Source organism: Pseudotabrizicola algicola, from assembly GCF_010915705.1.
GTDB classification, from domain to species: domain Bacteria; phylum Pseudomonadota; class Alphaproteobacteria; order Rhodobacterales; family Rhodobacteraceae; genus Pseudotabrizicola; species Pseudotabrizicola algicola.
This window is the reverse complement of sequence record NZ_JAAIKE010000003.1, coordinates 272,452-290,087: the sequence shown is the minus strand read 5'-3', so window position 1 is coordinate 290,087 and position 17,636 is coordinate 272,452. Positions and strand designations below refer to the sequence as shown.

Annotated in this window: 18 protein-coding genes; 10 read left to right on the top strand and 8 right to left on the bottom strand. The window is 64.9% G+C overall.

Features of this window, described 5'->3' with window-relative positions; all coding sequences use genetic code 11:
• Nucleotides 1-62: 62 nt before the first annotated feature.
• Complete coding sequence (locus G3572_RS11070; RefSeq protein WP_164611755.1) at nucleotides 63-731, bottom strand: YggS family pyridoxal phosphate-dependent enzyme; 669 nt, start codon at nucleotides 729-731, stop codon at nucleotides 63-65.
• Between the two features lie 123 nt (nucleotides 732-854).
• The gene (locus tag G3572_RS11065; protein ID WP_164611753.1) at nucleotides 855-1,763 is read right to left on the bottom strand and encodes a porin; all 909 of its coding nucleotides are present in this window, start codon (nucleotides 1,761-1,763) and stop codon (nucleotides 855-857) included.
• 349 nt (nucleotides 1,764-2,112) lie between these two features.
• Between G3572_RS11065 and G3572_RS11060 the strand changes: the two genes are divergently transcribed.
• From G3572_RS11060 to G3572_RS11035, 6 genes are all read left to right on the top strand, one after another.
• A complete protein-coding gene (locus tag G3572_RS11060) occupies nucleotides 2,113-2,667 on the top strand; it encodes a DUF3576 domain-containing protein (RefSeq protein WP_164611751.1) in 555 nt (184 codons plus the stop codon).
• A 167-nt stretch (nucleotides 2,668-2,834) separates the two neighbouring features.
• Nucleotides 2,835-3,374 carry a fasciclin domain-containing protein gene (locus G3572_RS11055; RefSeq protein ID WP_164611749.1) on the top strand — a complete coding sequence of 180 codons (540 nt, stop codon included), beginning with the start codon at nucleotides 2,835-2,837 and terminating at the stop codon, nucleotides 3,372-3,374.
• Between the two features lie 261 nt (nucleotides 3,375-3,635).
• Nucleotides 3,636-6,200 (top strand): leucine--tRNA ligase, encoded by a 2,565-nt coding sequence (leuS, locus tag G3572_RS11050; protein ID WP_164611748.1) that lies wholly within the window; start codon nucleotides 3,636-3,638, stop codon nucleotides 6,198-6,200.
• The gene (gene lptE, locus G3572_RS11045) at nucleotides 6,187-6,672 is read left to right on the top strand and encodes an LPS assembly lipoprotein LptE (RefSeq protein WP_164611746.1); all 486 of its coding nucleotides are present in this window, start codon (nucleotides 6,187-6,189) and stop codon (nucleotides 6,670-6,672) included. The genes leuS and lptE overlap by 14 nt, the downstream gene beginning before the upstream one ends.
• Nucleotides 6,669-7,682 carry a DNA polymerase III subunit delta gene (gene holA, locus G3572_RS11040; RefSeq protein WP_164611744.1) on the top strand — a complete coding sequence of 338 codons (1,014 nt, stop codon included), beginning with the start codon at nucleotides 6,669-6,671 and terminating at the stop codon, nucleotides 7,680-7,682. Before lptE ends, holA begins: the two co-directional genes overlap by 4 nt.
• 43 nt (nucleotides 7,683-7,725) lie before the next feature.
• Nucleotides 7,726-8,043: a hypothetical protein gene (locus tag G3572_RS11035; protein ID WP_164611743.1), complete on the top strand. Its 318-nt coding sequence runs from the start codon at nucleotides 7,726-7,728 to the stop codon at nucleotides 8,041-8,043.
• Here the strand turns inward: G3572_RS11035 and G3572_RS11030 are convergent.
• The 6 genes from G3572_RS11030 to G3572_RS11005 all read right to left on the bottom strand — a co-directional run bounded on the left by G3572_RS11030 (nucleotide 8,036) and on the right by G3572_RS11005 (nucleotide 13,797).
• Nucleotides 8,036-8,503: a CAP domain-containing protein gene (locus tag G3572_RS11030; protein ID WP_164611741.1), complete on the bottom strand. Its 468-nt coding sequence runs from the start codon at nucleotides 8,501-8,503 to the stop codon at nucleotides 8,036-8,038. The genes G3572_RS11035 and G3572_RS11030 overlap by 8 nt on opposite strands.
• 60 nt (nucleotides 8,504-8,563) lie before the next feature.
• Nucleotides 8,564-9,724 carry a TIGR03862 family flavoprotein gene (locus G3572_RS11025; protein ID WP_164611739.1) on the bottom strand — a complete coding sequence of 387 codons (1,161 nt, stop codon included), beginning with the start codon at nucleotides 9,722-9,724 and terminating at the stop codon, nucleotides 8,564-8,566.
• On the bottom strand, nucleotides 9,721-11,034 hold the full coding sequence (locus G3572_RS11020; RefSeq protein ID WP_164611737.1) for a mechanosensitive ion channel family protein: 1,314 nt from the start codon (nucleotides 11,032-11,034) through the stop codon (nucleotides 9,721-9,723). Before G3572_RS11020 ends, G3572_RS11025 begins: the two co-directional genes overlap by 4 nt.
• 212 nt (nucleotides 11,035-11,246) lie before the next feature.
• Nucleotides 11,247-12,368, bottom strand: a complete 1,122-nt coding sequence (locus tag G3572_RS11015) for a site-specific DNA-methyltransferase (RefSeq protein WP_164611735.1) — start codon at nucleotides 12,366-12,368, stop codon at nucleotides 11,247-11,249.
• 101 nt (nucleotides 12,369-12,469) lie between these two features.
• Nucleotides 12,470-13,090 (bottom strand): ribonuclease HII, encoded by a 621-nt coding sequence (gene rnhB, locus G3572_RS11010; protein WP_164611733.1) that lies wholly within the window; start codon nucleotides 13,088-13,090, stop codon nucleotides 12,470-12,472.
• A gap of 71 nt (nucleotides 13,091-13,161) precedes the next feature.
• Entirely contained in the window at nucleotides 13,162-13,797 is a 636-nt protein-coding gene (locus tag G3572_RS11005; protein WP_164611731.1) for a hypothetical protein, read from the bottom strand.
• Nucleotides 13,798-14,026: 229 nt separating this feature from the next.
• Here G3572_RS11005 and G3572_RS11000 point away from each other — a divergent pair, with 229 nt between their 5' ends.
• The 4 genes from G3572_RS11000 (at nucleotide 14,027) to G3572_RS10985 (ending at nucleotide 17,457) form a co-directional block, all read left to right on the top strand.
• Nucleotides 14,027-14,317, top strand: coding sequence for a hypothetical protein (locus G3572_RS11000; RefSeq protein ID WP_164611729.1), 291 nt, complete (start codon nucleotides 14,027-14,029; stop codon nucleotides 14,315-14,317).
• On the top strand, nucleotides 14,289-14,993 hold the full coding sequence (locus G3572_RS10995; protein ID WP_164611727.1) for a response regulator transcription factor: 705 nt from the start codon (nucleotides 14,289-14,291) through the stop codon (nucleotides 14,991-14,993). Before G3572_RS11000 ends, G3572_RS10995 begins: the two co-directional genes overlap by 29 nt.
• Nucleotides 14,994-15,083: 90 nt before the next feature.
• Complete coding sequence (locus tag G3572_RS10990) at nucleotides 15,084-16,178, top strand: carboxynorspermidine decarboxylase (RefSeq protein ID WP_164611726.1); 1,095 nt, start codon at nucleotides 15,084-15,086, stop codon at nucleotides 16,176-16,178.
• Nucleotides 16,179-16,221: 43 nt separating this feature from the next.
• A complete protein-coding gene (locus G3572_RS10985; protein ID WP_164611724.1) occupies nucleotides 16,222-17,457 on the top strand; it encodes a saccharopine dehydrogenase family protein in 1,236 nt (411 codons plus the stop codon).
• Nucleotides 17,458-17,636 lie beyond the last annotated feature (179 nt).

Sequence of the window (17,636 nt, the reverse complement as noted above, 5' to 3'; positions counted from 1 at the left end):
CCGGCGGGGCGCTCATCCAGCCTGACGGCTGTCTTCGCTGGCCAACCCACCGATGACAGCGGTCACGCTGGAAGAGGGGTGCCGTAAGCGCGCGCGCCGAAAATCGCGCTGCCCACCCGCACATGGGTGGCGCCGTGCGCGATGGCCGCCTCGAAATCGCTGCTCATCCCCATCGACAGGCCCGCGAGCCCGTTGCGCGCAGCCATCTGCGCCAGCATCGCGAAATGCGGCACAGCATCCTCCCCCTCGGGCGGAATGCACATCAGCCCCTGCACCGGCAAGTCCATCGCGCGGCACCGGGCCACGAAAGCATCGGTCTCGTCCGGCAGGATGCCCGCCTTCTGCGGCTCGGCCCCTGTGTTCACCTGCACGAAAAGGTCAGGGCTTGCCCCCCGCGCCTGCGCCAGTTTTGCCAGCTTTTCCGCCAGCGACATCCGGTCCAGCGTGTGAATGGCATCGAACAAATCGACCGCCACCTTGGCCTTGTTGGTTTGCAGCGGCCCGATCATATGCACCTGCACCGCGCCGAAACGCGCGCGCAGATCGGGCCATTTGCCCTGCGCCTCTTGCACATAATTTTCACCGAACAGCCGGTGCCCTTCGTCCAGCACCGCCACCACACGTTCCAGCGGCTGCACCTTTGACACCGCGATCAGCCGAACCGATGCGGGCGCGCGGCCCGCTTTGGCGCAGGCGGCGGTCAGGCGGGACTGGATGGTGCCAAGTGACATGGAAACCCCTTTTGGTTGCGATGCGCCGTGCATCGCACGAAATGAAGATGCCATGTGCATAGCACAAAAGAAAAGAGCGGGCACAAGACCCGCTCTTTCCCTGACATTGATCCGTGGATCAAATCAGAAGCTCAGAGACACACCGACGTCTGCAACGGCTTTGCCGTTCTTGGTCTTCTGCACGCCGCCGACAACGGTTGCACCGCCGCCGAGGTTATACGAAGCGCCGAGGCCGTAAGCGTTGTTCTTGGTGGTCACGCCAGCAGCTTTGGTGTCCTTGTTCGCGTAGAAAGCCGAAACTTTCAGAGCGTCCATGGTGTAGGTGCCCGACAGAGCGTACTGGGTGGTGCCCCAGGACTTGCGGTCTGCGATCACAGCTTTCACGCCGAACTGGCCGAAGGTGCCCGACAGGCCCAGCGACAGCTGGTTGTCGTTGACGGTTTCGCTTGCGCGGCGGGTTTCGTAGCCCAGAGCGACAGCGTAGCCGTCCATCGAGTACTTCACAGCAACCGAAGCTGCATCTTCAGCCTTGGTGCCAACGCCGGGGACGTCGATGCCGAACTGGCCAAGCGAAGCTGCGAACGACAGGGCGCCGGTCGAGTATTCGTACAGAGCCGAGGTCTTGGTCATGCCAAGGTAGCCCAGTTCGTTGTTGTCGCCGAGGCCGGTCAGCGAGATCGCGTCAACGTGGCCAACCAGGACGTTTGCTGCGGTGTCGTTGTCGCCGAAGGTCAGCTTGCCGAATGCGCCCGAGATGAACACTTTCGAGTCGCCGTTTGCGGTGTTGCCCTGGCCGGACTGGTCGTTACGAACGGTCGCGCCGAACGACAGACCCGAGTCGGACTCGCCCGAAGCGGTGAAGATGATCCGAACGCGGCTGGTCATCTTCAGCTTGGAAGCCGAGGTGCCTGCGGTCACGGTGTTGCCGTCATAGACGAGACCCATGCGAGCGTTGCCCGAAACCTTCACTTCGGCAGCGGCGACGGTGGCGGACATTGCCAGAACGGTCGTCGCGAGAAGAACTTTTTTCATGTTTTCCCTCTTTCCTCAAGGTAAGCCCCGCCGCAGGAAGGTCCGCAGTGGGAATGATGGTGTTTTCCACCCAGACCCCTCGGATTGCAACGCTGACAGCGATGGCCGCCAAAAAGCGGGAAAGCGTGGTGCAGCAATGCCACATATCGCCCGCCACCCCCCGGCCCCGCCGCTTTGGCGGGAACCAACCGCGCCGTCGCGCATTGAACACCTCGCCAGACATCGCGCCCGCGCGATGCACACGCAAAACCCTGCCCGCGCCGCGCCCCGCCACGGGGTCTGGCGTGAAAAGCCTTGGCACGCCCCAAGGGCTAGGCTAGACAACACCAAGGAAATCGCGGGGGTGCGGATGTTCTTTCACCGTCTGGCACGGGGTGTCATCATGACCGGACTCGTCGGCGGGCTTGCAGCCTGCGGCGGCGGTCTTGCCAGTGGCGACAGCGGGCTGTTCCGCCGCTCTGCCACCACTGTCCCGAGTGATGTCCAGCTTGACCGGAAGGCCCGCGCGGATGCGCAGCGCGCCGCCCTCGCACGGGCAAGCGGCGAAGACCAGCGCCGGTCCACCATCTGGGACCTGTTCGGAAACGGCACCGACCCGAACACCACCGTCGCGGTGAACAAATACCTCTGGCAGGCCAGCCTCGAGATTCTCAATTTCCTGCCGATCGAGTCGGTGGACCCGTTCACCGGGGTGATCTCGACCGGATATGGCACGCCTCCGGGCGGCGGGCGCGCCTATCGCGCCACCGTCTATGTGCAAGACCCGGCGCTGGATGCCCGCTCGCTGCGCGTTGCGCTTCAGGCGCGGGGCGGCGGCGCGGTGTCGGCGGAAACCGCGCGCGCCATCGAAGATGCCATCCTGACCCGCGCGCGCCAGTTGCGTATCCGCGACAGCAACCTCTGATATTTGCCGCATTATCAATGACTTGACAGGGCGCTGCGGCGCCCTTTCTTCATTTCGCACCGCCTTTCGCATTTTTTTGCAGGCACGGGTGAAACTTTCCTCCGGGGTCGCCCCGTATTCCTGGCATCGGCGGCCAATAGTGGCCTGCCACCCCTGGAGGAAGCGTGATGAAACTGTCCGTTGTTGCCGTGTTGCTTGCCCTTGCCACCCCTGCGCTTGCCGAAAATCCGATGGTCGGCGGCGCGCCGATGTTCGAATCGAAGAACATTGTCGAAAACGCCGTGAACTCGGCAGATCACACCACGCTTGTCGCCGCCGTGCAGGCCGCCGGACTTGTCGATGCGCTGCAAAGCCCGGGGCCGTTCACCGTCTTCGCCCCCGTCAACGCCGCCTTTGACGCGCTGCCCGCAGGCACTGTCGAAACCCTGCTGAAGCCCGAGAACAAGCCCACCCTGACCAAGATCCTCACCGCGCATGTCGTGGCGGGCGATCTGTCGGGCGCCGAGATCATGCGCCGCGCCCGCGCCTCGAAAGACCGCTACTTCCATATGCAGACCCTGTCGGGCGACGCCCTGTCGGCGACCGTGCGGGGCAACAAGCTCTACATCATCGATGAATCGGGCAAGGCATCACAGGTGACCATCGGTGATGTCAAGCAGTCCAACGGCGTCATCCATGTGGTGAACGCGGTGCTGCTGCCCAAGTGATTTGACGAGTGGCATGGTTTGTGTGTGTCGGACGAGTGCTGCCTGTTCGCCTGTTTTGCAAGAGTGCCTGTTTGCCGTTCCGTATGAGTGCCTGACGGTTACCCCGTTGCGTGCGAGTTCCTGAACGAGTGCCAGAGTCTGTGCCGGGCGGCGGGTCGAAAGATCTGCCGCCCGTTTGTCTGTTCGGCCAGCCCCGCCTGCCCACTGGACCTTTCGCCCCGCATCGGTGTAACTCCAGCCTGCACTCCGGAGGTCCTGACCATGTCGCGCTACGAACCCGCCCAGATCGAACCGAAATGGCAATCCGCCTGGGATCAGGCCCAGGCGTTTCTGGCGCGCCGCGATCCGGCGAAGCCCAAGTATTACGTGCTCGAGATGTTCCCCTACCCGTCAGGGCGCATCCACATGGGCCATGTGCGCAACTACACGATGGGCGATGTGGTCGCGCGCTACAAATCCGCGCAAGGCTTTTCGGTGCTGCACCCGATGGGCTGGGATGCCTTTGGCATGCCCGCCGAGAACGCCGCGATGGAACGCGGCGGCCATCCCAAGGACTGGACCTACGGCAACATCGCCGACATGCGCGCGCAGATGAAGCCCCTCGGCCTGTCCATCGACTGGACCCGCGAATTCGCCACCTGCGACCCCGAATACTACGGCCAGCAACAGGCCATGTTCATCGACATGATGGAGGCCGGTCTGGTCTATCGCAAGAATGCGGTGGTGAACTGGGACCCGGTCGACATGACCGTGCTGGCCAATGAACAGGTCATCGACGGCAAGGGCTGGCGGTCGGGCGCGGCGGTGGAACGGCGCGAGCTGACACAATGGTTCTTCAAGATTTCCGACTATTCCGAGGAGCTGCTCTCCGCGCTCGACGGGCTGACCAACTGGCCGGAAAAGGTGCGGCTGATGCAGGCCAACTGGATCGGCCGCTCGCGCGGGCTGCAATTCGCCTTCGAAACCGTGGGCGCGCCAGAAGGCTTTGAAAAGCTCGAGGTCTATACCACCCGCCCCGACACGCTGCTGGGCGCATCCTTTGCCGCCATCAGCGCCGATCACCCGCTGGCCAAGACGCTGGAATCGGACCCGAAGGTTGCGGCCTTCCTCGCCCGGTGCCGTCTGGGCGGCACCACGGCCGAGGCTTTGGAAACCGCCGAGAAGATCGGTTTTGACACCGGCATCCGCGTGAAACACCCGCTGGACCCCAACTGGGAACTGCCGGTCTGGATCGCGAACTTCATCCTGATGGATTACGGCACCGGCGCGATTTTCGGCTGCCCCGCGCATGACCAGCGCGACTTCGACTTCGCCACCAAATACGGCCTGCCGATCAAGGCGGTCTTTGCCCCCGAAGAGCGCGGCGCAGCAAGCGATGAGGCGCTGGCCGAAGCCTATGTGCCGATGAAATCCGAACGCGTGCGCTATCTGCGCGGCTTCGCCGGAGCCGAGGTGCAGACGGGCGACGAGGCCGTCGCCGCCGCGATTGCCCATGCCGAATCAACCGGTTACGGCACCGGCGTCACCAAGTTCCGCCTGCGGGATTGGGGCGTGTCGCGCCAGCGTTACTGGGGCTGCCCGATCCCTGTCGTGCATTGCCCCGCCTGCGGCGTGGTGCCGGAGGCCAAGGAAAACCTGCCCGTCCGCCTGCCCGATGACGTGAGCTTCGATGTGCCGGGCAACCCGCTCGACCGCCATCCGACATGGCGCGATTGCACCTGCCCCCGATGCGGTGCGGCGGCACGGCGCGAAACCGACACGATGGATACTTTCGTCGATTCGTCGTGGTATTACGCCCGCTTCACCGCGCCGCGCGCCCAGACGCCGACCGTGGCCGAGGATGCGGCCTACTGGATGAACGTCGACCAGTATATCGGCGGCATCGAACACGCGATTCTCCACCTGCTCTACTCGCGCTTCTTCGCCCGTGCGATGGCCAAGACCGGCCACCTGCCGCACTCGGCCATCGAGCCGTTCAACGCGCTCTTCACCCAAGGCATGGTCACGCACGAGATCTACATGACGCGCGATGCCAATGGCCGCCCCGTCTACCACCTGCCCGAAGACATCGTGCGCAGTGACTCGGGCGCGACGCTGGCCGACGGCACCGCGGTCGAGGTGATCCCCTCGGCCAAGATGTCGAAATCGAAGAAGAACGTCGTCGATCCGATGAACATCATCGCCTCTTTCGGGGCCGATACCGCGCGCTGGTTCGTGATGTCCGACAGCCCGCCGGAACGCGATGTGGAATGGACCTCATCGGGCGCCGAAGCCGCCTTCAAGCACCTCTCCCGCGTCTGGACCCTGTGTTCGCGCATCGGCGAGATGCCGGAAGGTCACAAGGGCGAAGGTGACGACGACCTGCGCCGCGCCACCGCCAAGGCCATCGACGAGGTGACACGCGGCATCGAGAGTTTTGCCTTCAACAAGGCCATCGCGGTGCTTTACGGCTTCACCAACACGCTGGCCAAGGCCAATGCCTCCACCCCGGTGATGAAAGAGGCGATCCGCACGCTGGCGCAACTGATGCAGCCGATGGTGCCGCATATCGCAGAATCGATCTGGACCTATCAGGGCGGGCAGGGCCTGTGCTGCCAGGCCCCTTGGCCGAAGGCCGATCCGGCGCTGCTGGTCGATGACACCGTGATCCTGCCGATCCAGATCAACGGCAAGCGTCGGGCAGAAATCAGCGTGCCCAAGGACATGCCCGCATCCGAGGTTGAAAAGATCGCGCTGGCGAATGAGGATGTGGTCAGGTTCCTTGCCGGTCAGCCGGTGAAGAAGATCATCGTCGTGCCGGGGCGTATCATAAATGTCGTTGCCTGACCGCAGATCTGTGCTTTTTGCGCCACTGGCCCTGATGGCCTGCGGCTTCGCCCCGGCCTATGGACCGGGCGGGGCGGCACGGGCGCTGGAAGGGCGCATCCGCGTGGCAGACCCGAATGACAAGCTGGGCTTCGATCTGGTCGAACGGCTGGAAGAACGGCTGGGCCGCCCGCAGGCCCCGCGCTTTGATCTGGCCTATACCATCGTCACCAAGGCCGAGACGCTCGGAATCACCCCCGAAAACGCCATCACCCGCTATCACCTGACCGGCCATATCGACTGGACGCTGACCAGCCGCGACAGCGGGCAGCGCGTCACCGGCGGGCGGGTGCAGGGCTTCACCGCCTATTCCGCCACCGGCAGCACGGTCGCGGGCCTTGCCGCCGAACAGGATGCCGCCTTCCGGCTGATGCGGATGCTGGCAGACCAGATCGTGACCCGCCTCATCGCCACCTCGGACGCCTGGGCATGATCCTCAAGGGGATCGAAGCCAGCCGCTATTTCGCCAAGCCCGACCCGACCAAGGCCGGTCTGCTGATCGCAGGGGCCGATGCCATGCGCGTCGCGCTCAAACGGCAAGAGGTGATCGCCGCGCTGATCGGCCCCGAGGGCGAGGGCGAAATGCGCCTGACGCGGATTCAGGGCGCGGAGCTGCGCAAGGATGGCGCGGCCCTGCTCGATGCGATCAAGGCGGTCGGCTTTTTTCCCGGCCCGCGCGTGGCCTTTGTCGAGGATGCGACCGACACGCTGGCCCCCGCCATCGGTTCAGCCCTCAAGGACTGGAAGCCGGGCGATGCCACCATCGTGGTGACGGCGGGCAACCTCACCGCGAAATCCGCGCTCAAGACCCTGTTCGAAAAGCACACGCAGGCCTTCTGCGCCATCCTCTACGACGATCCGCCCACGCGCGAGGAAATCGAGGATGCGCTGAAGAAGGCCGGGCTTGCCAGCATCGACCGCGAGGCGATGGCCGACCTCACCACGCTGGCCCGCGCGCTCGACCCCGGCGATTTCCGCCAGACGCTGGAAAAGATCGCGCTCTACAAACACGGCGACCCCACCCCGCTGACCCCCGCCGATGTGGCCGCGATGGCCCCCGCCACGCTTGAGGCCGAGGTCGATGACCTGCTGCACGCCGTCGCCGATGGCCGCGCGCCTGCCATCGGCCTCTTGATGCGGCGGCTCGAAGGCCAGGGCGTGCTGCCCGTCACCATCTGCATTCAGGCCCTGCGCCATTTCAAGGCGCTGCACATCGCGGCCTCCGACCCTGCGGGCATCGCAAGTGGCCTGCAAAAGGCACGGGTCTTCGGCCCGAGGCGCGACCAGATGCAGCGGCAGGCGCAGGCCTGGGGCATGCGCCTGCTGGAACGCGCCGTGTCGGACCTGCTCGAAACCGACCTGACCCTGCGCTCGGCCTCCCGCGCGCCGGGCATGGCGCTGATGGAACGCGCGCTGATCCGTCTGGCCATGACACGGCGCTAGGCCTATCCTCGCCGCAACCGCAAGCCGCCACCGGAAAGCCCCGATGTCAGACCCAGACCAAGACCCGCGTCTCGCCCCGCTTGACCAGATCACACGCAAGCACAAGACGATCGAGGCCTATGTGCTCTGGCACAAGGACGGCGGCTGGTCGGATGCGGCGGGCGAATCGCTCGAGACCGAAGAAATCCTGTTCTATGCCGAGGGCCTGTTGATGGAAGGCTTCCATCTGGCATGGGATCACGTCTCGGACCCCGCCCTTGGCCCGCATATCCGCCTGTGTTTCTGGCAAGGCACGCAGCCGCCGCTGCCCGATCTGCCGCAGGGCGCGACACGGCTTGCGGCAGGTGTCACCGTTACCTAGCCTGCGCCGCCTTCATCACCCAGTAAATCCGGCCGCCACCGGTGGTCACCGAAACCCCGATATCGCGCATCTCGGGCGACAGGATATTCGCCCAGTGCTGCGGTGAATTGCGCCAGATGCCCGCAGCCGAGTCGACGCTGGCATTGCGCGAATGGGCCAGATTTTCGACCATCTTGCGAAAGGCATAGCCATTCGCCCGCGCCCTGTCGCCCATGCTTGGCCCCCCGTCGCGGCGATGGGCGAAATAGCCGCGTGTGGCCATGTCACAGCCATGTTGCTGCGCCGCTGCCGCCAGCTTGTCCGACGGGCGCAGCGCCGCCAATCCCCTCGCCTGCCGCTCCTGGTTGATCCATTGCACCAGCCCCCGCTCCAGCCCCGCCGCACCCGAAGGCTTTGAACAGGCCATACCCGTCGCGGGCAGGCTCGCCGCCAACAAAACCGCCGCCAAAATGATGCGCATCGCACCCCCCTTGCAAAACACAGGCCCCACCCGCGCGCTGCTGTTGCGCAGGATGCGCCCTCAGGGGTCAGCCCCCCGCACCATCGCAGCATGGTTCCCCGCCCAGAGTCCAGAGGCCCAGCAGCCGGTCAACAGATATCCGCCGGTCGGGGCCTCCCAGTCCAGCATCTCGCCGCAGGCGAAGACACCGGGCAGCGCGCGCAACTCCAATCCTTCTGTCAGCGCCTCGCGCCGGATGCCGCCTGCGGTGGAAATCGCCTCGTCCATCGGGCGCGGGCCCAGCAGCGGAACCGGCAGCGCGGTCAGCGCCTCCTCCAGCGGCAGGTTGCGGCCAAACTCCATCACCAGCGCGGCGGCGGGCGCGGGCAAGCCCAGCTTGCGCAGCCGGTTGCCCAGACTGTCCGACCGTTTCAGCCGCGCGATGCGGGCCGCCAGCGCCAGCGGGGCCAGATCGGGGAACAGGTTGACGGTCAGCGCCGCGCCCTCGCGCAGGGCGCGGCTCAGGGCATAGATGGCGCTCCCCTCCACCCCGCGCGCCGACAGCACGAACTCCCCCCGCACGCTCTGCGGGCCGGCGCGCAAAAGCGCCGCCTTGATCGGCTGGCCGAAATGCGCCGCCATATGGTCCGACCACGCCACGGCAAAGCCCATGTTGGCGGGCTTGAACGGCGCAATCTGCACCCCGCGCGCCGCCAGCCACGGCACCCATGCCGCATCCGACCCCAGCCGCGCCCAACTCGCGCCGCCCAGCGCCAGCACCGTCACACGCGGGCGCAGCAGCCGCGCGCCCTCGGGCGTGGCAAAGCGAAAGGCACCATCCTCCCACCCCTGCCACTGCCAGCGCGTGCGCAGGTCCACCCCCTGCCCCGCCAGCCGCGCCAGCCATGCCCGCAAGAGCGGCGACGCCTTCATCGCCAGCGGAAACACCCGCCCCGAAGTGCCGGTAAACACCTCCTGCCCCAGATCTCGGCACCATTGCGCCACCTCGGCCGGTCCAAAACCGGCCAGCATCGGGGCCAGCAGATCACTGTCATAAGCGGCGGCAAAATCGGCCAAGGGCTCGTCCTTGGTGACGTTCAGCCCCGATTTCCCCGCCATCAGGAACTTGCGCGCCGGCGTCGGCTTGGCCTCGGCCACCACCACCTGCCGCCCCGCCAGTGCCAGCGCCTCTGCCGCCATCAGCCCCGCCGGACCCGCCCCTATGACCAGCGCATCCGTCATGCGGCGGGCGCGGGGCGCAAGTGAACCACCCGCTGCGGAAACGGCATCTCGATCCCTTCGGCCTTCAGCGCGTTCCAGATCGCGAACAGCACGGGCGAGCGGTATTTGTTTGCCCCGTCATCAATGCCGCTGACCCAGTATTCCACCACGAAATCCACCGAAGACTCGCCAAACCCTGCCAGTTCGCAATCCGGCCCGTCAGGCTTGGTCAGCACAAAGGGCAAGGCCGCCACCGCCGCCTCGATGATCGCGGGCACGCGGTTGATGTCGGTGTCATAGCTCACCGAAAACTCCGCCTCATAGCGGTTGGCGCTGCCCTGATCGGAATAGTTGATGACGCGGCTGGTGATGAAATGCTCGTTCGGCACCACGATCCACTTGCCGTCAAACGTCTCCAGCACGCAGGCGCGGGCGGTCATCTTCACGATGGTGCCCTTCTCGCCGCCATCGAGTTCCACGTAGTCCCCTACCGTGGTCTGTCCTTCGACCAAGAGGATGATCCCCGAGATGAAATTGGCCGCGATCTGCTGCAACCCCAGCCCGATGCCCACACCCAAGGCACCCCCCAGCAGGGCAATCGCCGTCAGGTCGATGCCCATGATGCTCATGAGCAGCAGGAAGGCCGCGCCGAAGATCACGATCTCGGCCGCCTTCACCGCCAACTCGCGCGTGGCGGGGCGCAATTCCTGCTTGGCCTTGATATAGCTGGCCGATTGCCGGTTCGACCAGCTGCCCAGCCAGAACAGCAGCGACCCCGCGATCACCCCGCGGATCAGCGACAGCGCCGAAAACTGGATGTTGCCCAGTTCCACCCGCGTCTCGGCCAGCGCCAGCGTGATCTCGTCGAGAACCCCCAGCGCATAGAGCGCCGCCACCGGAACCAGCACGAACTTGCCCAGAAGATGCAGGAACGGGTCGGTCAGCACATGCGCGACCAACGCCCGCGCCGCCAGAAACAGGAACACCCGCTTGCCAAAGGCAATCACCTCGCCCGAGCCGAACATCGTCCGCGTCAGGCTTTCGCCGGTTGCGGTCAGCGCATAGGCGATCAGCGGCAGCATCAGGGGCAGGAACAGCAGGGCAAAGCGCCGCGCGGTGGCAAACAGGCCCACCGCATCGCCCTGCGGCGTCAGCACCCGCGTCATCACCGCCGCCAGGCGCCCCGCCACGGCGCGCGCCAGCAGATAGGCCAGCGCCAGCAAGGCAAATTGCGACCACGCCGCCGGCGAAAACAGCCAGCCCAGCGCGATCTGTCCGGCCTGCTCCAGCCAGTCCAGCGTCTGCGTGATCACTTCCGACTGCCCGTCCATACCTTGCCCCCCAACGCACCGTTACCGGCCTGTCTTTGGCGCGGAACGCCTTTCTTGACAAGGGATCTGACGCCCCCGCCCCGCGCATGAAAAGACCCCGCCATGCAGACATGGCGGGGCAAGGGACACCGCAGGCGGACCGCGGTGCAGGCGTTCGCAGTATTTCATGGGGTATCGGGCGGGGCTTGCCCCGCCACAGGGCCGGTCGCGCCTCAGTTCGGGCGGGACTGGTCGGCCTCCATCTCGGCACGGATCTGCTGGCGCAGAATGTCGATGGGAATCATCTTTCCATCGCGCTTGAAGTGCCAATAGGTCCAGCCGTTGCAGCTTGGCGCGCGCTCATAGGCGGCGCCGACCTGATGGATGGAGCCCTTCACGTCATTGCCCACCAGCGTGCCATCGGCGCGCACCTTGGCCATATAGCGGTTGCCCACCGAATAGAGTTCCTCACCCGGCCGCAGCATGCCGCGTTCCACCACCTGCCCGAAGGGCACGCGCGGCTCGGCCCGTTTCGATCCGGTGATCTCCAGCGCCGAGGCGTCGAACTTGCGCACCCGCGCCAGCCGCGCCTCTGCCACGCGGCGATAGGACTCCTCGCGCTCGATCCCGATGAAGTCGCGGCCGAGCATCTTGGCCACCGCGCCGGTGGTGCCGGTGCCGAAGAACGGGTCCAGCACCACATCGCCGGGATTGGTGGTGGCGATCAGGATACGGTGCAGCAGGCTTTCGGGCTTCTGCGTCGGATGCGCCTTGTCGCCATTGGCATCCTTCAGCCGCTCATGCCCGGTGCAGATCGGCAGCACCCAGTCCGACCGCATCTGGATGCCGTCGTTCAGCGCCTTCAGCGCCTCATAGTTGAAGGTGTATTTCGCAGATTCATCGCGCGACGCCCAGATCAGCGTCTCATGCGCATTGGTCAGCCGCTTGCCCTTGAAGTTCGGCATCGGGTTCGACTTGCGCCAGACCACGTCATTCAGCAGCCAGAACCCCTGATTTTGCAACTCTGCCCCAAGGCGGAACACGTTGTGATAGCTGCCGATCACCCAGATCGCGCCATTCGGCTTCAACAGCCGCTTGGCCGCCTTCAGCCACGCGCGGGTGAATTCGTCATAGGCGGCAAAGCTGCTGAACTGGTCCCAATGGTCATCGACCGCATCCACCTTGGAATTGTCCGGCCGGTGCAGGTCGCCCTTCAGTTGCAGATTGTAGGGCGGGTCGGCGAAGATCAGGTCGACAGAGCCCGCAGGCAGGCTGTTCATCATGTCGATGCAGTCGCCTGCAAGGATCTGGTTCAGGGGCAGCGCTGCCCCTGTTGCTTTGGTCTTTGACGTCATCTTCTGCCTCTGTCCCGGCGTCATTTGGCGCGCCGTATCTGTGGATAAGAATGAGTCAGAGACGAATCGGCGTCAAATTCTTTATTGAATCAAGGGGTTATCTATTTCTCTTGATACAAGATATTGTGCACCGGTTTGAACGAACGTCTATGAACAGGGGTCACCCCAAGATTTAGAAGGGCGCTCAGATGGGCTTTGGTCGGGTAACCGGCGTTCACGTCCCAGCCATAACCGGGGTATTGTTGCGCCAAATCCACCATCAGCCGATCCCGCGTGACTTTCGCGCAAATCGACGCGGCGGCGATCGACAGCGATTTGGCATCGCCCTTGATGATGGCCATCCCCTTGCAGGGCAGGTTGCGCGGAATCATGTGCCCGTCGATCAGCGCGAAATCGGCGGCCAGCGCCGCCACCGCACGCTCCATCGCCAGATGGCTGGCGCGCAGGATGTTCAGCGCGTCAATCTCCTCGACGCTGGCATGGGCCACCGCAACCTGCGCCACCTGCTGCAATTCGGCAAAGAGCGCGTCACGCCTTGCGGCGGTCAATGCCTTGGAATCCGCCAGCCCCGCCGGAATCCGGTCAAGGTCCAACCGCACGGCGGCGGCGGTGACAGGGCCGCACAGCGGGCCGCGCCCCACCTCGTCCACCCCGACGACAAAAGCCGCCCCTTGCGACAGGGCGGCCAATTCATGCGTGAAATCTGGAAACACCTTGGACATGCCCCGCCATAGCGCGGGGCAGGCGCGGAAAAAAGGGGGGGAGCTGCTCACCCTCCCCACCCTTGCGGGACTCAATAGTGGCGCGGACGCCCGCGGCCGTGGTCCCAACCCTGTCCGCGCCCGTGGCCCCAGCCGTGGCCGCGCCCCTGATCGCGCCCATATCCGGGTGCCTCGATGCGGAAACCGGCGCTGCGCATGCAGTCTTCCGAATACACGCGGTCGACCCGCCCGAACACGCGCGCATCATTGGCGCAGTGGCGCGGCAGGCGGAAATCAAAGCCCTCGCGGCGCAGGCAACGCTCGGGATACACCGTCACATCCCGCCGCACGCCCGAAATCTCGATGGCGCACACCGATGGCACCCGCGGGCTGCGCACCTCGACCGGCGGCTTTGGCACCACGACGGGCGGTTTCGGCACCGGCGGATGCACGACCGGCACCGGCGCGGGCTTGGCGCGCGCCTTTTCGTTGGCATGCAGGATGGCCCCCACCGCGAGGGCAGCCACAAGGGCAACGGCCAGCTTTTCGCTCTGGCGGTCGGCGCGGGCCGGCACGGCACTGGCAGCCAGAAGCGCCAGAACGGTGACGGCGGCGATCATCGCACCCGCCACCCGCCGCAGCGGCTGCGTCTTTGCGCGTGGCAAGGCGGGCGAGATCATGCGGGGCGGGGCGGCAAAGGGTGCAAACGCGGCATCTGCAGGGAACATGGGGGGCCTCCTGTCTGACGGGGAAAAGCGGCCTGACGGTGCGACCATCGCACCCGATCCGCTGTCCCCCGAAGGTGCCGCCCCTCCGCCGCGACAGGCAATATCGCCGCCTTGTTATGCGATAACAGCCGCCTTTTGCGGCCCTGATATTGAATATCGCGGCAATCCCGCGCAACTCTGTCCCCAGCCGACCCCACCGCGACACTCACGCCCCGAGCAGGAGCCAGACATGAAAACCCCCGCGCTGATCTTTGCTGCCGCCTTCGCTGCCGCCTTGGCCGCACCTGCATCGGCGGAATGTTACGCAGATTACAAGGCCAAGCAGGATGACCCCTTGCGCCTGCACTATGGTGTCGCGCAAGTCAGCGATGCCAACTGCTCCCCCGGCGCAGCGCAGGGAGAGTTGAAACCACGGCTTGCGCAGGCAGGCTGGACGTTGTTGAACGTGCTGGCAACATTCGGCCCCGAGGGCCTTGGCGAAAGGCAAGCGAGTGCAGGAGAATTCTTCCTCCGTTACTGAAAGTCTGAAGGCGGGCAACCGGGTTGTCAGCTTCGGCATAGCCGCCATCGTGCTGATCCTGTTCGGGGCGGCGCTGTTCCTCTTTCTCAGCCTGCCCGATGCCAACGCCTTCAACGCGCGGGTGGAAAGGCTGTTCGTGGAAAACGACAACCTGACCACCAACGCCGAGATCAAGCTGCTGGAGATTCTGGCCCAAAGCGGCACCTCCTTTTCCGAGGTGCTGCAAAGCTACCGCATGGTGATCTTCGTCCTTCTGGTGTTCTCCTCCGCGCTTCTGGTCGCGGCACTGGTGTTTCTGGTGATGATCATCGCGCTGAACCGCCGGATTTCCGCCATCCAGCGATCCGGCATTCAGGTCGCCAGCCTGATGATCAGCCGCGAAGGCCGCGCGGTCTATATCAACGACATGGAATTCGCCCTGACCGAGGCCGCGCTGGAAACGCTGGCCGTTCTGGCCGAGGCGCGGATGGATGACGAGGTGCTGACCGGCGCGCAGATCGAATCGGTGATCTCGGGCCGCAACGAGGCCGATTGCGACGAGGCCGCTGGCGCCACCCGCGTCAAACGCCTGCGCGACACGCTGGGCAACCAGCTTGTCAGCGAGCTTCTGGTCAAGACAATCGCGCGGCGCGGCTATGTTCTGGCGGTCGGCAAGGACGTGATCCGCATGGTCTAGACGTCATCTGCCCGTCACAGGGCTTGCATAGGGGGGGGGAGGGCCATAAATAGCGCCCTTCTTCCTTGTGCTGCCCGAAAGGGGGATGCGATGATCCAGACGCCGTTTTACCTGATCGACCGCGCCAAGCTGGCCCGCAACATGGCCATCATGGATGAACTGCGCGAAAGTTCGGGGGCCAAGACCCTGCTGGCGCTGAAATGCTTCGCCACATGGGGCGTGTTCGACCAGATGCGCGAGCATATGGATGGCACCACCTCCTCCAGCCTCTATGAGCTGAAGCTGGGCCGCGAACGCTTCGGCAAGGAAACCCACGCCTATTCCGTCGCATGGGCCGATCACGAGATTGCCGAGGCGGTCAGCTACGCCGACAAGATCATCTTCAACTCCATCGGCCAGCTGGAGCGGTTCGACAACCAGTCGGCCAGCATCAACCGCGGCCTGCGCCTGAACCCGCGCTTTTCCACCAGCGGCTTTGACCTCGCCGATCCCGCCCGCCCCTTCAGCCGCCTTGGCGAATGGGATGCGGGCAAGATCGAACGCGTGATGGACCGCATCAGCGGCTTCATGATTCATTACAACTGCGAGAATGACGACTTCGACCTGTTCGACAGCCAGTTGACCCGCATCGAAGACGAATTCGGCGCGCTTCTGGGCCGTTTGCAATGGGTCAGCCTCGGCGGCGGGATTCACTTCACCGGCGAAGGCTACCCCGTCGCCAGACTCGCCGCGCGGCTGAAAGCGTTCTCCGACCGTTTCGGCGTGCAGGTCTATCTGGAACCCGGCGAGGCCGCGATCACCGGGGCCGCGTCGCTGGAAGTGACCGTGCTCGACGTGCTGAACAACGGCAAGGATCTTGCCGTGGTGGATTCCTCGGTCGAGGCGCATATGCTCGACCTCTTGATCTACCGCATCGGTGCCAAGATGGAGACATCGGGCGACCACCCGTTCCAGATCTGCGGCAAATCCTGCCTTGCGGGCGATGTGTTCGGCGAATTCAACTTCCCCGCCCCCCTGCAGGTGGGCGACAGGCTCAGCATCGCCGATGCGGCGGGCTATACGATGGTCAAGAAGAACTGGTTCAACGGGGTGAAGATGCCGGGCATCGTCATCAAGGAACTCGATGGCTCGATGACCGTCGCGCGTGAATTCGGCTATGCCGATTTTGAAGGCAATCTTGGCTAGTCAGGTTGCCCCTTCCCTCTGTCCTTAAAGGAGACGGTTCGAAGTGAAACGGAATGTTCTGATCATCGGCGCCGGCGGCGTGGCTCAGGTCGTGGCGCACAAGGCGGCGCAGCACAATGACCGGCTGGGCGATTTGCACATCGCCAGCCGCACCGTGGCCAAGGCCGAGGCGATCATCGCCAGCGTGCACGAGAAATCCGCGATGAAGGTGCCGGGCGTCTTTGCCGCCCACGCGCTTGACGCGACGGACAGTGCCGCCGTGGTCGCCCTGATCGAACAGACCGGCTGCCAGATCGTCATCAACGTCGGCTCGCCCTTCGTGAACATGCCGGTGCTCGACGCCTGCATTCAGGCGGGCGTCGCCTATATGGACACCGCCATCCACGAAGACCCCGCCAAGATCTGCGAAACGCCGCCGTGGTATGGCAATTACGAATGGAAACGGCGCGAGGCGTGCAAGGCCGCGGGTGTCACCGCCATTCTGGGCGTGGGCTTCGATCCCGGCGTCGTCAACGCCTATGCCCGCGTGGCCGAAGGGATGATGGACAAGATCGAGTCCATCGACATCGTCGACATCAACGCCGGATCGCACGGCAAATGGTTCTCGACCAACTTCGACCCCGAAATCAACTTCCGCGAATTCACCGGCACGGTCTATTCGTGGCAGAACGGCGCATGGCAGACCAACAAGATGTTCGAGGTCGGCAAGACATGGGACATGCCGGTGGTGGGCGAACAAAAGGCCTATCTGACCGGCCATGACGAGGTTCATTCCCTGTCGGCCCGCTATCCGCAGGCCGATGTGCGCTTCTGGATGGGCTTTGGCGACCATTACATCAACGTCTTCACCGTGCTGAAGAACCTCGGCCTGTTGTCGGAGCAACCCGTCAAAACCGCCGAGGGGCTGGAAGTGGTGCCGCTCAAGGTGGTCAAGGCCGTGCTGCCCGATCCGGCCAGCCTTGCCCCGAACTACACCGGCAAGACCTGCATCGGCGATTTCGTGAAAGGCACCAAGGACGGCCAGCCGGTCGAGGTGCTGATCTACAACGTCGCCGACCACAAGGACGCCTACAACGAGGTGGGCAGCCAGGGCATCAGCTATACGGCGGGCGTGCCGCCCGTGGCCGCCGCCCTGCTGATCGCCGATGGCGTCTGGGATGTGGGGGCGATGGCCAATGTCGAAGACCTTGATCCCGCGCCCTTCATCAACCTGCTGAACACCATCGGCCTGCCCACCCGCATCAAGGATGCGGCGGGCGACCGCCTGCTCGAACTCTGATTGCCGACGCGGCGGGGCCAGGCGCCCCGCCCGTCCCCGCCTGCCCCCCCCCCGCACAGCAACGTCTCCCTCATCCGCACGCCGCGACGCGCCCTGCGATCCGGTTGCGATTCGGCGCAGGGTTCTCGGTAAGATGATTCGGTGAAGCGATTCGGCGGACGGCCACAAAGACCAGCGCC